At 59.2% G+C, this 15,567-nt stretch carries 13 protein-coding genes; 7 read left to right on the forward strand and 6 right to left on the reverse strand.

Translation table 11 applies throughout. From position 1 onward, the window contains the following. Positions 1-64 precede the first annotated feature (64 nt). Together N1030_RS12645 and N1030_RS12650 are read right to left on the reverse strand one after the other, a co-directional pair. Entirely contained in the window at positions 65-970 is a 906-nt protein-coding gene (locus N1030_RS12645; RefSeq protein WP_265825835.1) for a M23 family metallopeptidase, read from the reverse strand. Between the two features lie 85 nt (positions 971-1,055). Then, positions 1,056-1,808, reverse strand: coding sequence for a tRNA lysidine(34) synthetase (locus N1030_RS12650; protein WP_265825836.1), 753 nt, complete (start codon positions 1,806-1,808; stop codon positions 1,056-1,058). Positions 1,809-2,311: 503 nt separating this feature from the next. Between N1030_RS12650 and N1030_RS12655 the strand changes: the two genes are divergently transcribed. The 6 genes from N1030_RS12655 (at position 2,312) to aspS (ending at position 8,920) form a co-directional block, all read left to right on the forward strand. Further along, a complete protein-coding gene (locus N1030_RS12655) occupies positions 2,312-3,649 on the forward strand; it encodes a DUF4340 domain-containing protein (RefSeq protein ID WP_265825837.1) in 1,338 nt (445 codons plus the stop codon). A gap of 58 nt (positions 3,650-3,707) precedes the next feature. Further along, positions 3,708-3,932: a DNA-directed RNA polymerase subunit omega gene (gene rpoZ, locus N1030_RS12660; RefSeq protein WP_265825838.1), complete on the forward strand. Its 225-nt coding sequence runs from the start codon at positions 3,708-3,710 to the stop codon at positions 3,930-3,932. Positions 3,933-3,941: 9 nt separating this feature from the next. Further along, the gene (dnaJ, locus tag N1030_RS12665) at positions 3,942-5,066 is read left to right on the forward strand and encodes a molecular chaperone DnaJ (RefSeq protein WP_265825839.1); all 1,125 of its coding nucleotides are present in this window, start codon (positions 3,942-3,944) and stop codon (positions 5,064-5,066) included. Between the two features lies 1 nt (position 5,067). Then, positions 5,068-5,550 (forward strand): cyclic pyranopterin monophosphate synthase MoaC, encoded by a 483-nt coding sequence (gene moaC / locus N1030_RS12670; RefSeq protein WP_265825840.1) that lies wholly within the window; start codon positions 5,068-5,070, stop codon positions 5,548-5,550. A gap of 248 nt (positions 5,551-5,798) precedes the next feature. After that, a complete protein-coding gene (gene hisS, locus N1030_RS12675; protein ID WP_265825841.1) occupies positions 5,799-7,037 on the forward strand; it encodes a histidine--tRNA ligase in 1,239 nt (412 codons plus the stop codon). Positions 7,038-7,099: 62 nt separating this feature from the next. After that, complete coding sequence (gene aspS, locus N1030_RS12680; protein ID WP_265825842.1) at positions 7,100-8,920, forward strand: aspartate--tRNA ligase; 1,821 nt, start codon at positions 7,100-7,102, stop codon at positions 8,918-8,920. A 198-nt stretch (positions 8,921-9,118) separates the two neighbouring features. Here the strand turns inward: aspS and N1030_RS12685 are convergent, their stop codons facing one another. Both N1030_RS12685 and N1030_RS12690 read right to left on the reverse strand, forming a co-directional pair. Continuing rightward, positions 9,119-10,024 (reverse strand): PP-loop family protein, encoded by a 906-nt coding sequence (locus N1030_RS12685; RefSeq protein ID WP_265825843.1) that lies wholly within the window; start codon positions 10,022-10,024, stop codon positions 9,119-9,121. A 65-nt stretch (positions 10,025-10,089) separates the two neighbouring features. Beyond that, positions 10,090-10,317: a ubiquitin family protein gene (locus N1030_RS12690; protein WP_265825844.1), complete on the reverse strand. Its 228-nt coding sequence runs from the start codon at positions 10,315-10,317 to the stop codon at positions 10,090-10,092. 472 nt (positions 10,318-10,789) lie between these two features. On the opposite strand from N1030_RS12690, the gene N1030_RS12695 reads away from it, so the two are divergent. Then, positions 10,790-11,161: a response regulator gene (locus N1030_RS12695; RefSeq protein ID WP_265825845.1), complete on the forward strand. Its 372-nt coding sequence runs from the start codon at positions 10,790-10,792 to the stop codon at positions 11,159-11,161. Between the two features lie 159 nt (positions 11,162-11,320). On the opposite strand, the gene N1030_RS12700 is transcribed toward N1030_RS12695, so the two are convergent. Then, on the reverse strand, positions 11,321-14,137 hold the full coding sequence (locus N1030_RS12700; RefSeq protein ID WP_265825846.1) for a DNA internalization-related competence protein ComEC/Rec2: 2,817 nt from the start codon (positions 14,135-14,137) through the stop codon (positions 11,321-11,323). 12 nt (positions 14,138-14,149) lie between these two features. Next, positions 14,150-15,409 carry a UDP-N-acetylglucosamine 1-carboxyvinyltransferase gene (gene murA / locus N1030_RS12705; RefSeq protein WP_265825847.1) on the reverse strand — a complete coding sequence of 420 codons (1,260 nt, stop codon included), beginning with the start codon at positions 15,407-15,409 and terminating at the stop codon, positions 14,150-14,152. Positions 15,410-15,567 lie beyond the last annotated feature (158 nt).

A 15,567-nucleotide genomic window follows, 5' to 3' on the forward strand; every position in this document is an offset into this window, starting at 1 on the left:
TGAGCCGAAGCCCCCGCCAGAAAATTCTGACGGGGGCTTCAACATGCCTAGGAAGAAAAATATCTTAGTTGAGGATGTAGCGCATGGGGTTCACACACACCCCGCTCACCCGTACTTCATAATGCAGGTGGGGACCGGTTGAACGGCCGGAGTTCCCCATGTAACCGATCAACTCGCCCCGGGTAACGGTCTGTCCGGCCTTGACCACAAAGCGCTGCATATGGGCAAATCTGGTATCAATGCCGTCGCCATGGCTGATGACCACGGAATTGCCGTAGCCGCCGTCCACACCGGCAAAGGAAACCGTGCCCTTGGCTGCGGAGTAGATCGGGGTGCCCTTGCGGTTGGTAATGTCGATACCTTTGTGGAATTCACGACGACCGGTAAAGGGAGACCGGCGCATCCCGAAGGGAGAGGATACCCATCCCTCGGTAGGCCAGATGGAGGGCGTGGAAGCAAGCAGTTCGCGGTTCTCGCGGAAGCGCTGCATCAGTTCCTGCTGCTGCACTTCCTCCAGCCGCACTTCCGTATTCAGCTGATTGAGGAAACTGTGCATCTTGCGGGCCAGCAGCTCCTGACGATGGATGGGAAGATAGCTTTCCGAAAAATCCTTGGAACGGGAGCCGCCCATGGCGGAAGCCGTGTCGCCCTGATCCTTGTCCAGATTGATCATGACGCGCAGCTTGGAGTCGAACTGCTGAATGCGTTGCAGGTCGCTCTGCACGTTCTTCAGCTTGTTGGCCATGCTGAGAATCTGGTTGTTCTGTTCCTCGACAGTCTTCTCGGCGGCGACGAATTCCTGCTTGAGCTTCTGATAGCTGGAATAATATTGCCAGAAAACAACATTTCCTGCGGCAAAGGTAAGGAAGATGCCCAGCATCGCCACACATAGCCAGCCACGCAAGAACAGCTTCTTGCAATGGCCTTCTTTTTCTTTAAATATTACTATGTGATACTTGCTGAACAGCATTTTTCCGCGTCGCTTTTCACCAGAATTCTATCAGGAAATACAACACACTATATCAAGGGCAATCCTCAAGCAATTCTCCGCCTCTTTACTTTGATTTGCTATCCAGTGTCAAGTCCAGCTGCCAGCGAGTTAACGCATTGAATACATTCTGCCTTAGTCCCTTGTTGCGGGAAGCGAGTTCCCAGAAGTCATCCATGACCTCCTTGCGGCGGGAATCGAATGCAGAGGGACAGGGATTGCTCCACAACGGAAGCTCCCACTGCCTGACGCAGCGGTTGATGACGGACTTCTCGACCAGCATGAGCGGACGGATGACCATGAGACGACCGCCGAAGAAGGCTTCCTTCATGGACATGCCCCGCACGCTGCCGCCTTCATACAGATTCATGAAGAACGTCCCCACAAGGTCGTCCGCATTATGCCCGAAAGCAAGGTGGGTCAGATTGTAGTCGCGGCACAGCTCGAACAGACGGGTGCGGCGCAACATGGCGCAGTAAAAGCAGGGGGAGTTGTTCCTGTTCTCGGGAGAATGCCCGCGCGCACCGTGATCGGTCACTTCCACATGATAGGGAATACCGCGCTCCTGCAGCCATGGCACCATCGGGGCATGACTTTCTGGGTCGAAACCGGGATTCAGATGCAGGGCCATTATTTCAAAAGAGAACGGCACAATCCTGCGTCTGTGCAACAGCGTCTGCATGAGCACCCAGCTATCCATACCGCCGGACATGGCCACGCCCACGCGTGCGCCGGGGTAGATCATCTGCGTGGATTGCATGAGCTTGCCCGCACTGCCAATGCACTGCTTCTGGGCGTATGAAAGTTTCTCTCGTGCCATTTCCGTCCCTCTTCAAGACAACAGGATCTGCAAACGACGCCCTGCCCGGAGCATCATCAAGGATATGCCGAATCGGACGGAGCGGTCTGCCGTTGCGGTCGCATACCCTTCTTCCACATGGTACGCAACCGCTCACGCAGGAAGTAACGGCACATTTCTTGACAGCAGACCGTCACAAGAGTATGCTGCGCAGCTTGGCATATTGCGTCCTTTTATCTGTTGTTTTTTCAACCCGTTGCCTCCGGCAGTCAAGAGACACCGGAAGCGGAACCTTCTTCCCGCAGGCGTGAGGCTTTGCCGGAAGCAAAGCGAATTTCGCCCGCACAACGGTTCAGACGCATTATGATTATTGCTGCCTTGCCTATCAGGAGACGTTCCCTTCGGACCAAGGCTCTTTTTGTTTTTTTACGGCAGATGCGACACACGACCATCAGCGTACCGGCAACGGCCCCTCGCCACGTTCCGTGCCATGGCACCGGAAACGGCAGCGGTGGAAGGCCTGCATGACATATATGAAGCGACGCATTGTTATCTTTCTGGCCCTGCTGATTCTGGCAACCGGATTGGGGCTGGGAATCCATCAATGGACGCAGCGCGGAGTCATCCTGCTGGGCGACCCATCATGGCCCAATCTGGCCTTGAAATCGCTGACGCGCATTGAACTGAAATCACCCGAGAGTAACTCGCATTTCTATCGCAGCGCTGACGGCTGGTTCATCAAGCCCCCCACGGGCGGCACCGCAGTCCGTGCCAGCGAGGCAAGACTGCAGAGCCTGCTCGACACCATAGGGCACACGCCGCCCACAGCCCATGTAGGCCGCTTTACGCGACGCGAAAAGAGCATTTTCGGTCTGGACAATGACGCCACCGGCATTACCCTAGAGGGCAATGGAATATGGGGCATTGCACTTGGTGCGGACGGCCCGGCGGAAGGCACCGTGTATGCCCGCAGTTCGTTGCAAGGCGATCAGGTTGTGTTGGTGAGCAACCAGTATCGGAATCTTTTTTCCAAACCCGAATCCTTCTTTCACGATCTGCGCCTCGTAAGCACCACCGAGCCCGAGGCGATTACACGCATCAGCGCAGAAGGACCGGGCGTAGGCGTATGGGAGATAAGCCGCAAGGGTGACATGTTTGCCTTCACGGCACCGGAGCAGCTCACGCGGCACTCCGTGGCACAGGCCAAGGCGGCCCTCTACCTGCATATGCTGGTGAACGCACGGGCACGGAAAATTACTGCCGACCCGCAGACCGCGCTGCCGCCCCTGTCGCTCAAGCTTTCCGTATGGACCAAAAAGTCATCGACGCCGGAAACCATTGAGCTGTATCATGACGGATCGGACGGAAAGACATTTTTCTGCCGTCTCTCGCGGCAGACCGTTCCCGTTGAGGTGGAAGCCGAGCTTGTGGACAAGCTCACCGCTTCCGCCTTTGCACTGCGTGAAAAGCCCGTGCTGGAAGTGGACCTGAGCCAGACCGAGGAACAACGCTTCACCGTGCGCCGGAACGGCAACGTCCGCACATATGCGGCGCTGCGCACACCGGACGGCTGGCATGAAAGCGCTTCGGGCAAGGAACTGACCGGACTCGATGTGATCATGTGGCGACTTGGCTCGCTGCAGTTCATAGAGGCACCACGCAAGGAACTGCCGGACGGAGCGCGCAGTCTGCTGACCTGGGCCCTGCGGGGACAGAACAAGCAGTTACTGGCGACCGTGCATTTTTATTCGGATCCGGCTTCGGCCGGACGATGCTGGGTACAGGTAGAAGGTGAAGACATCTGGTTCCCGGCGGAAAGACTGCTGCTCGACGACCTCATGAGCAGACTGCCCACCCTGTAACGGGAAAAACGAGAACAACGGAACCTCGTTCCGTGCATTTCAATACAAGGAGTCAAACATGGCCCGTATTACCGTAGAAGATTGCCAGAAGCGTATCGGCAACCGCTTCCTGCTGGTTCAGATGGCTATCAAGCGCGTTCAGCAGTTCCGCGAAGGCTACAAGCCCCTCGTGGACAGCAAGAACAAGGAAGTTGTGACCGCTCTGCGCGAAATCGCCGCAGGCAAGGTCATGCCCGACAACATGGACTGGTACACTCACGAAGAAACCAAGACTGCCGAGTAACAGGGAACCATGAGCCAGCGTGACTACTACGAAGTGCTTGGCGTAAGCCGAAGCGCCTCGCAAGACGAGATCAAGAAAGCCTACCGCAAGAAAGCCATGGAGTTCCATCCGGACCGCAATCCGGACAACCCCGAGGCAGAAGCTTTGTTCAAGGAAGCGGCGGAAGCGTATGATGTCCTGCGCGACGCCGACAAGCGCCAACGCTACGACAAGTTCGGACACGCGGGAGTCAGCAGCAACGGCTTCGGCGGTGGCGGCTTCCATAGTGCGGAAGATATCTTCAGCCAGTTCGGCGATATCTTCGGCGACCTGTTCGGCTTTTCCATGGGTGGCGCATCCCGCGGGCCTCGCGCCCAGACGGGTGCGGACCTGCGTTACAACCTGACCATCAACTTCCGGCAGGCTGCCAAGGGCGACGAAGTCACCCTGAAGATCCCCAAGCGGGTCTCCTGCCCGGAATGTGAAGGTTCCGGCGCAGCCCCCGGCACCACTGCGGAAACCTGCTCGCGTTGTAACGGACGCGGCCAGGTGCGCCAGAGTCAGGGCCCCTTCTCCATCTCCATGCCCTGCCACGCCTGCAGCGGCACCGGCCAGATAATCTCCACCCCTTGCCCCCGCTGTCGCGGCGCGGGCATCGTGCAGGAGGTCAAGGAGCTTTCGGTGCGCATTCCTGCCGGAGTGGACTCCGGCAACAGGCTGCGCCTGCGTGGTGAAGGAGAACCCGGCATCCACGGCGGCCCTCCCGGCGACCTTTACGTGGTCATCTCCGTGGAGCAGGACAAGACCTTCCGCCGCCATGGACAGGACCTCATCGTGACCCGCGAAATCTCCTTCGTGCAGGCAGCCCTTGGCGACCGCATCGAAGTGCCCACCCTTGACGATCCCATCACCGTGGAGATCCCCAAGGGCACCCAGAACGGCGAGATATTCCGCATGCACGACTACGGCCTGCCCTCTCTGGGCTACGGCTCAAACGGCGACCTGCTCGTGGAGATCGTGGTCAAGACGCCCACCAAGCTGAGCAAGCGTCAGGAAGAACTCCTGCGCGAGTTCGCGCAGCTTGAGGAAGAAAAGCCCATGACCAAGGCAAAGAACCTGTTCAAGAAAGTCGGCAAGGCCATGGGAGTGGACTAGCATGAGCGATCAGGATTTTTCCCACATGAGTGCGGACGGCTCCATCACCATGGTGGATGTGGGCCACAAGAACGACACCCGCCGCGTGGCCATTGTGCGCACGGTAGTTGAAGTTTCTCCCAACACGCTGGACCTGCTCAAACGGCAGGCCCTGCCCAAGGGAGACGTGCTCACCACCGCAAAGGTCGCAGGCATACTTGCGGCCAAGCGCACGTGGGAACTCATCCCCCTCTGCCATCCCCTGTTCCTCAGCTATGTGGATGTGCGGTTTTCCATCGAAGATGAAACCTGCCAGATTCACATAGAGGCCGAAGCACGCACCACCGGCCAGACCGGTGTGGAAATGGAAGCGCTTGTCGCTGCCCAGACAGCCGCCATGACCATTTACGACATGTGCAAAGCCGTACAGAAAGATATTGTCATCCGCGACTGCCGCCTCGTCTACAAGGCGGGCGGCAAGAGCGGAGAATTCCGCGCGGAATAGCCATTCCGTTTCGGAACCGGACAAGGGCAAAGTGCTGAGGGCTCGCTCCGCAAGGGGCGGGCCCTTGGTATTTTTTGTCTTATTCACACTTTTGACAATTCCCGCCGGTTGGACTATGCAGTGCTGTTTCTGCGCGATGCTGCGGCGACATGCCTGACAGCACGCAACAACCGCCCGCCGGACCGCCTTCATCCCCAGCATTTCGCCGGATGAACGCGGCGGCAGACCAAGCTTCGAGATTAAGCGACATGAGCAGCGTACAAAAGATCAAAGGCTTTGCCGACATGTTCTCGCCCGACAGCGACGCCTTCACCTTCATGGAAGGCATCGGCCGCGAGGTTTTCGGCAGCTTCGGCTATACCGAACTGCGCACTCCCATTCTGGAGCGCACCGAACTCTTCAAGCGCTCCATCGGTGACGAAACCGACGTAGTGCAGAAGGAAATGTACACCTTTGACGACCGCAAGGGCCGCTCCCTGACCATGCGTCCGGAAGCCACCGCCGGCGTCATGCGCGCCTACATCGAAGCCAACGTGCATGCGCAGGAACAGGTTGCCAAGCTGTTCACCTTCGGCCCCATGTTCCGTTACGAGCGTCCCCAGAAGGGACGCATGCGCCAGTTCCACCAGATCAACTGCGAATGTCTGGGCCCCAACGAGCCCTATGCGGACGCGGAAGTCATCCTCATGCTGATGACCTTCCTCACCCGCATCGGCCTCACCGATCTTTCCCTTGAGATCAACTCCCTTGGCTGCCGCGAGTGCCGTCCCAAGTACAACGAAGCGCTCAAGCAGTTCTTCGCCAAGCTGGACACCTCCGCCCTGTGCGAAGACTGCCGCCGCCGCATGGAGACCAATCCCCTGCGCGTGCTGGACTGCAAGGTTCCGGCCTGCAAGGAGCTGACCAAGGACGCGCCCACCATTCTGGAACACAACTGCCCCGAATGCGCCGACCACCACGCCAAGGTGCTCGCCGTGCTCGACCGCGCAGGCATCAAGTATATTGAGAACGTGCGCCTCGTGCGCGGTCTGGACTATTACAACCGCACCACCTTCGAAGTGGTTTCCGGTTCCATCGGCGCTCAGGCTTCCGTTGCCGGTGGCGGCCGTTACGACGGTCTCATCAAGCAGCTCGGCGGCCCCGATGTGCCCGGTGTGGGCTTTGCCTGCGGCATGGAACGCCTCGCCCTCATGCTGGGCGAACGCTCCGCTGCACAGCCCGACTTCTTCATCGCCGTGCTGGATGAAAACGGCCTTGAAGTCGCGCTTATGCTGGCACAGGCACTGCGCGAAGCCGGCAAGGTCGGCGAACTCGCCTTTGCCGCCAAGTCCATGAAGGCCCAGATGCGTCAGGCCAGCCGCAAGAACGCCCGCAAGGTACTCATCCTCGGCGGCGACGAACTGGCGAACAACACCGTTGTCGTCAAGGACATGGCCTCCGGCGAACAGATCTCCGTGCCCATGGCCGAGATTGTTGAACATATTTAAATAATCACACCACCATAAACATCTTACAGGACAGACTGTCCGCACGTCATGAGGATATGACAATGAGCGACCAGATTTTGGATATTCAGCAGGAACACCAGCAGTACGTAGAGCCCCTTGGTAACTGGGTTCGCACCCATAATTGCTGCGAGCTGAATGCCAATAATATCGGCGCGGAAGTCTGCCTTATGGGCTGGGTGCAGTTCCGTCGCGACCACGGCGGTCTCATCTTCATCGACCTCCGCGACCGCGCCGGGCTGACGCAGGTGGTTTTCAGCCCCGATTTCAAAGCTGAAGCGCACGAAACCGCGCACATTCTGCGCACGGAATACGTGCTGGCCATCAAGGGTGTTGTGCGTCACCGCCCCGAGGGCATGACCAACCCCAACATGGTGACCGGCGAGGTTGAAGTGTATGTTTCCGAATGGAAGCTGCTGAACACCGCCAAGACCACTCCCTTCCAGATTGAAGACCGCGTGGACGCTTCCGAGAACCTGCGTCTGGAATACCGTTATCTCGACCTGCGCCGTCCCAAGCTGGCCAGAAACTTCATTCTGCGCAACCGCGCGGCCCAATCCGTTCGCCGCTACCTGGACGAACTGAACTTCCTTGAAGTGGAAACTCCCTGTCTCACCAAGTCCACCCCTGAAGGCGCGCGCGACTTCCTCGTGCCCAGCCGCGTGAATCAGGGCATGTTCTACGCGCTGCCGCAGTCTCCCCAGATCTTCAAGCAGCTGCTCATGGTGGCGGGCATGGACCGTTACTACCAGATCGTGCGCTGCTTCCGCGACGAAGACCTGCGTGCCGACCGCCAGCCGGAGTTCACCCAGATCGATATCGAAATGAGCTTCGTGGACGAACTTCAGGTGCAGACCATGGCCGAAGGCCTTGTGAGCCGCGTGTTCAAGGACTGTCTCGGCGTTGAGCTGCAGGCTCCCTTCGTACGCATGACCTACGATCAGGCCATGGATGAGTACGGCGTGGACAAGCCTGACACCCGTTTCGACCTGAAGCTGAAGGAAGTGACCTCCATCTTCCGCGACTCCGAGTTCAAGGTGTTCGCCAAGGCAGAGATGGTCAAGGCCATGCGCGTACCCGCAGGCGGCGAGCTTTCCCGCAAGGAAATCGACGTCTTCACCGACTTCGTGAAGATTTACGGCGCACAGGGTCTGGCTTGGATCAAGATCAAGGCCGACGAATGGCAGTCTCCCTTCGCCAAGTTCCTGTCCGATGCCGAAAAGCAGAACCTCACCGAGGCCCTTGGCCTTGAAGTGGGCGACATCATCTTCTTCCAGGCCGGTGCCCCCGACATGTGCAACAGCGCACTGGGCAACCTGCGTCTGGAAGTGGCCAAGCGCTTCAACCTCATCCCCGAGAACACCTTCAACTTCCTGTGGGTGACCGACTTCCCGCTGTTCGAATACGATCCGGAAGAAAAGCGCTACGTGGCCTGCCACCACCCCTTCACCGCCGTACAGGTTGGTCAGGAAGCATTGATGAAGGACGATCCCGCCAAGGTGAAAGCCCGTGCCTACGACCTCGTGCTCAACGGCAGCGAAATCGGCGGCGGCTCCATCCGCATCCACAACCGCGCCCAGCAGGAATTCATGTTCGACGCCCTCGGTTTCTCCAAGGAAGAGGCCGAAAAGCAGTTCGGATTCCTCATGGAAGCCTTTGAATTCGGCGCACCGCCCCACGGCGGCATCGCCTTCGGTATGGACCGTCTGGTCATGCTGCTCACCAACTCCCAGTCCATCCGTGACGTCATCGCCTTCCCCAAGACCCAGAAGGCGACCTGTATGCTCACCGATGCACCTTCCGAAGTCTCCGCACGCCAGCTGCGCGAACTCAGCCTGCGTCTGCGCGAAGTAAAGCAGGATTAACGCAACGCGTTATTACGAGAGAATACGAAGCCCCCGTCCGCAAGGACGGGGGCTTTTTGCATGTGGCCTCAATAGAAACAGATAGCCAGCCTATTTACCCTTGAAAGAGCGCCTCTCTTTACTCTCTCTTGCCAACAAAAAAAGCAGGACTGCTTGCGCAGCCCTGCCCTTCTATTTGTCGTGTAACAGTCCGTCCGGCTACTTCCGCTCCGCCACGGCATCCTTGATGCGGCAAACACCGCATACTTCGGCGGAGGTGGGATAGCCACAGGAGGTGCAAGGGGCGAGGGTGTCGCCGGTAAGGGCCTCCTGACGCTGGAAGGGGGCCTTACCCTTCTCGAGGAAGCCGAGGTAGAAGGCGAGCTTGCGGCCGGGCATTTCTTCTTCCAGATCGGCCCACAGCTTCTTGTAGGAGGTGAAGCTTGCGCCCTTGGAATAGGGGCACGGCGCGTAGTGGTAGGGAATGCCCTGCAGGAAGGACCAGTTGGCGGTCTCAAACTCGGAAAGACGGAACAGGGGCTTCACCTTGCGGGCAAAACCGTTTTCCGCTTCCAGCATGGGGCCCTGATCGCTCAGGTAGCCCACGTCCCAACGCAGCACGTTGGAGAACAGGCGGGCGATTTCGTCATCAAGGTTGTGGCCGGTAGCCAGCACGGTGTACTTTTCGTCCAGCGCCACCTTGTTGAAGAAATACCGCTTGATCTTGCCGCAGGCGGAACAGATGGGACGGTTCAGGCGCGCCTTCACATCGGGGATGGCAAGACCTTCCTTGGCCATTTCCTTCACGATGAGCGGAATGTCGTGCTCCTCGCAGAAGCGTTCCACGGTGCCCCGCGCAAATTCGGAGCTGTTGGGAATGCTGAGGTCGATATGCAGGCCGGTCACGTCGTAACCGAGGCGCTTGAGCACGAGAATGCAGGCCAGCGAATCCTTGCCGCCGGAAAGGGCGACGAGAATGCGGTCTTCCTTGGTGAACAGCTTTTCGGAATGAATGCCGCGTTCAACCTGACGGATGAAGAACAGATCGAAGCATTCGGCGCAGAAGCCCGTGTTATGGCTGGGCAGTGCGACGACTGCGGGCACTTTGCAGCGTTTGCATTTCATGAAAATATCCTTGGGTGTTTGATCATGCGGCTCCCGTGGTGATGGGAAGCCGATCCGGTGCGCTTCTAGCCGCTGGAAACCACAGTGCGTACGATGACCTTGTCACCGTGCTGCAGCTTCAGGTCCGGAGTGAGCAGGCCGCCGTCACGGATAACGAGTACCGTGGTGGGCCGAATCTGCAGCTGATTCAGCATCTGCAGCACGGTCTTCACCTGCATCACGCGGGTCTCGTTGGCCGGTTCGAGGGTTACGGTCACCCCGTACGGGGCTGGTTCATAGGTCTGTTCAGACATGATGCGTCCATTATCGCTAAAAGGTGATGGAACGAGCCAAACCGCATTCTGAAACGGGTTGGTGTGCCATTGCCGCGTTCGTGAGGGCAACTTACGCGAATCCCCGCAATTGGCAACCCGAAGGGCCGCAGGGCACCCCGCAGGCTGACCCGGGAGCGTTTCAGATACGCAAGAAGCGTGTTGCTGTTAAAATTATTCCCTGCTTCACACAGCTAGCGACAGCCAAAACAGCACGCCTCACCTGAAGAATGAACACGCCTCTGCTGTACCTCTGCAGGGCTGCGCAGCATATGAAAAGCGGATACAACAGACAGGCCCAATTTTTTCAAGGATTTGTTCACACCTGCTTGTCACGGACCTTATCCTGTAATACTATAAGGGTATCCAGCAAAATAATTGCCCGGATCACTCTGTGCTGTTGTTATACTCACTGCAGACGCTCATGCTGAAACGGGTTCCCATGGAGGTGTCCATGTCCAGCAAGAAGATCCTCGTTGTCGATGACGAAAAGCATATCCGCATGCTCTATCAGGAAGAGCTTGAGGCGGAAGGATATATTGTCGCCACCTCCGACGGTCAGGAAGCCATTCTTGCTGTCATCGCCCGCGAAACGCCCCGCGTTGTGATCCTCGACATCAAACTCGGACCGGACGTTTCCGGCCTTGACCTGCTGCAGCAGATTCGCAGCAAGGATCAGGACCTGCCCGTCATTCTCAGCACGGCGTACGACAGCTTCCAGCATGACCTGAAATCCATTGCGGCTGACTTTTATGTGGTGAAATCCGTGGACCTGACCGAGCTCAAGCTCCGCGTCTCGCAGGCCATGCTTAAGAATCCCCACTAAAACATATTGCTATCTCTCTACGGGGTGTCTGATGGTTGGGATCCGGGCGGCGTCGAAAAGACGCCGCTCCTGTTTTCGGCGTCCGGAACAGTGCGAGCAGAACAGAATCTTCCAAGCCGCGGTCAGGCTAAGCCGTTCAAAGCCCAGCTCCCACCACGCTTACTCTCCGGCCACCCCGGGACCGGCCCGATACGTCTCCACTGCCGCCGCAGCCCCTTTGCACCACAGCACCCGCACCTGCCCGTCAGCCGCCGTGTGATACAAAGAAATCCCTTCTTCCTTCAGGGCATCCTGCACAGCCTGAGAGGGGAATTTCCACTGATTCAAATAGCCCGTGCCGGCAAGGGCGAAACGGGGACGCACGGCATCATACAGGGCCGGAGCAAGGCTTGAACGGGCACCGTGGTGCGGCAGCACAAGAACCTCTGCGCTCAGCTCCTGCCCGGATGCCAGCAAGGTCCGAATGCCCTCCTTCTCAAGGTCTCCCATGAGCAACGCAAGCCCGTGCCCGTCACGCACAAGGCGCAGCACCAACGCAGCGTTGTTGGAAGACGCCCTCCCCTTCTCGCGCGGGGGATGCAGCACCTCAAGGCGCAGCCCGTTCTTCTCATACAGCACGTCGCCTGCTGCCAGCGTCGCCGGTTCAATCCCGGTCTCATCCCGCAGCCTGCGCAGTTGCGCGGCGTTGGAACGCGTGGCTTTATCGCCATTTCCCGCAAACGAAGCCACGGAGAAATGCCGCAACGGATACAGCAGCCCCTGCAGGTGGTCCGTATCAGGATGCGTATTGGCAACGACATCCAGACGGGGCGGCATACCGCGTGTGACCACCGGCGTGACGATGGACTTGCCGGTATCGAATCCGGAAAGGCCGAATCCGCCGCCGTCCACGAGGATGCGCTCCTCATGTGGCAAAGCCAGCAGAATGGACTGCCCCTGCCCCACATCAAGCAGGGTCAGGCTCACGTTGTCCTGCATGGCTGCAACCATGCGCCCCGCCGGAGCAAGGCACAGCAGCAGCGCCCCCACCGCCATACCGGTTCTGATACGTCGCGCTGCCTCAGCTCCCGCAGTTTGCATATGCAGCGCGCAGCCAACCAGCAACAGCCAGTACCCCGCCATACTCAACCAGTGCGGCCGCATGGCCACATGGGGCACCAGCCATCCGGCCTGCTGCAGCCAATCCAGCCCGTCAAACAACCACGTTACAGGCCACAGCGCAGCGTGAAAGCCCACCGCAGCCGCAGCACCCCAGAGGAAACTTAACAGCAAACCTGACAGGCAGAGAGGCAGCACCCACAGCCCCAGAACGGGCAACCAGATGAGATTGAGCAGGAACCATGGACTGGTCGTGTTGAAATTCCAGATAACCACGGGCAGCATGCCCAGCTGAATGCTCACGTTGGCTGCCAGCAGTCCCGCCGCTCCCATACGGAAACGGGCCATCATGCGGGTCATGCGCGGAGCCTGCGCCCCAGCATCTAATAAGTCCGCATCCACAGAACTCCGGCGGGTAAGGAGCCGGTCTGCCCACGCAGAAAAGATGGGCAACAGCAGGGGCAGAAACAACGCCAGAGAGAGCACGGCCAGCGCAGAAAGCTGCAGGCGCAGATCAAACAGGGCCAGCGGATCCCAGAGCGAGATCAGCCCCACCGCCATGAACACGCCGTCCAGCAGCACACGGGGCCGGTTGCGCCACAGAAGCACACCCCAGCAGGCAAACATCAGCGCGGCGCGCAACAAGGAAGGAGATGAGCCCCCAAGCCATACATAGCCAGCCACCAGCGGCGTTGCGCAGAGCACTGCCAGCTTGGGCCTCGGTATGCGCAGGTACAGGGCCGGGTACACAAGGCCGGCCAGCCACGCCAGACACCAGCCAATACCGCCCATGACACCGAGATGCATGCCGGAAAGGGCAAGGGAATGCGACACCGCCGCCAGCGAAAGCTGGTCCATGCGCGCATAGGTAAGATGGAACCTGTCGCCGAACAGCAGGGCCGGAATTACCGAGGCAGGGTTGCCGTTCTCGGGCACCAGCGACTGCCAGCCGTCAGCCCCGTCCGCATTGCCACGCCCCGCCTTGCCGTTAAGACTGTCTGCGCCACCTGTTTCATCGCCGTCCTGATCAGTTCCGCCAGCAGCATCCGCGTTACCGCTCCGGCCATGAACGGATTTCGACGGAGCGACCAGCTCAGCACCGGAGACGGGCATGAGCACGGACATGACCCGCGTGCGCACAGCCTCGCGCCACTGCCAGAAACGATCCGGCTCGCCGGATACCACAAGGCCCTTACCGTCGCCACGGGACCACATGCGCCAGAGAACGCCCCTGTCACGCCAGTATTGCCCGCTATCCCACGTGCCCTCATTCAGGAAACCGCGCACGGTCTTTACGCGCTGCTGCAGCGTCACCTGCTGCCCGGGTCCGATGCGTACACCCTCCGGCGCACCACCAACGGAAGCGGGCGAGTCCCATGTCCAGACCATACGGCCGGACAACGGAATGCGTTCGTTGCCGTCCTCGCACCACAGGTCATCCAGAATGACCTGCAAACGGTTCTGCAGGGCCGGTTGCACAGCCACGACTGTTCCCGTCACGATTACGGGCTTGCGCTCCTCCACAAAGACGGGCAGCACCTGCACCGCATCAGGCGTGCGGAGCGTGGCTGCACCATATCCCGCCGCTACGGCAAGCAAGGCCAGCACAGGCAGGGTAAAGCGCACGAAACGCCCCAAGACTCCGAGCCGTTGCAGCCTTTCCCGCACACCGGCGTCCGGAGCCTGAGGCGGTGTCTTCATGCCCTCCAGCACCAGAATGAGCAGCACAGCCAGAATGCCCGGCACAGCCGGTTCAGGATGCCGCGTGGCCCATATTCCGGCAAACCAGCACAGAGCCAGCCACTGCCAGGGCAATAAAAAAGCCCCCGCAACAACGGTGGTTGCGGAGGCTTTGGCGTAATCGGAAAAACGGCGCACTGCGGCTCCGTATTATTCTTCGATTTCCTGCATGCGGACGATGCTGGCACCCACGGGATTGAGCTTCTCTTCGATACGCTCATAACCGCGGTCCAGATGGTAAATGCGCTGTACATGGGTGGTGCCTTCCGCGGCAAGGCCGGCGAGCACCAGCGAGGCGCTGGCACGCAGGTCGGATGCCATGACAGGGGCTCCATTGAGATCGCGGCCGCCCTTGATACGGGCAGTGCGGCCCACGAGGCGTACGTCCGCACCCATGCGCACCAGTTCCAGCACGTGCATGAAGCGGTTTTCGAAAATGGTTTCTTCCACCATGCCGGAACCTTCCGCAACACACATCAGCGCCATGAACTGCGCCTGCATGTCGGTGGGGAAACCGGGATAAGGCTGGGTGGTGATGTCCACGGACTCAAGCTTGCCGGTGTGGCGCACACGTACGCCGCCTTCTTCCTTGGTAACTTCCACGCCCATTTCGCGCAGCTTGGAAATAACGGCGTCCAGTGCCTCGTAGGGGCAGTGTTCCAGCAGCAGATCGCCCTTGGTAATGGCCGCAGCCACCATGAACGTGCCCGCCTCGATGCGGTCCGCCATGATGGGATATTCGCAACCGTGCAGACGCGGCACGCCCTGAATACGAATCACGCTGGTACCGTGGCCTTCAATCTTGGCACCGCAGGCGATAAGGAAATTGGCAAGGTCCACCACTTCCGGTTCGCGTGCAGCGTTTTCCAGAATGGTTTCACCCTCGGCAAGTGCGGCTGCCATGAGCAGGTTTTCCGTCCCGCCAACAGTGATCTTTTCGAACACGATATGAGCACCGCGCAGCGTATCCACCTTGCCGACGATGTAACCGGAATCAAGGTCGAACTCCACGCCCATCTGCTCCAATGCGGAAAGGTGCAGGTTCACCGGACGTGCGCCGATGGCACAGCCGCCGGGATAGGCGACCTTGGCATAGCCAAGACGGGCCAGCAGCGGGCCGAGACACAGCACGGAGGCGCGCATGGTCTTCACCAGTTCATACGGCGCTTCAGGCTTCAGCTCGCAGGGACGGGTGCGTACCACACCGTTTTCGAACGATGCGGGGCAGCCGAGAATCTCCAGCAGCTTGATGGTGGTGCGAATGTCCTTGAGGTTGGGGACATTGGTAAACGTAATGGGCTCATCCAGAAGGATGGATCCCATGAGAATGGGCAGTGCGGCATTCTTGGCGCCGCTTATCCTGATCGTTCCCTTGAGCGGTTTCCCGCCTTCGATGACGAGTTTTTCCATGTTACTCCCTTTTTGGGTGTTATATGCCCGGCAGCTCGGATCCCAAGGGGGATCCTCCGTTACCGGCACACTCTTGTACGCTGCACGGAAAAAGGGGGCAAATCTTTTTTGAAGAGACAGAAAATATGCTTGACCACCACCACAGGTCCATGTATAGA

This window comes from Desulfovibrio mangrovi (assembly GCF_026230175.1).
GTDB lineage: Bacteria > Desulfobacterota > Desulfovibrionia > Desulfovibrionales > Desulfovibrionaceae > Halodesulfovibrio > Halodesulfovibrio mangrovi.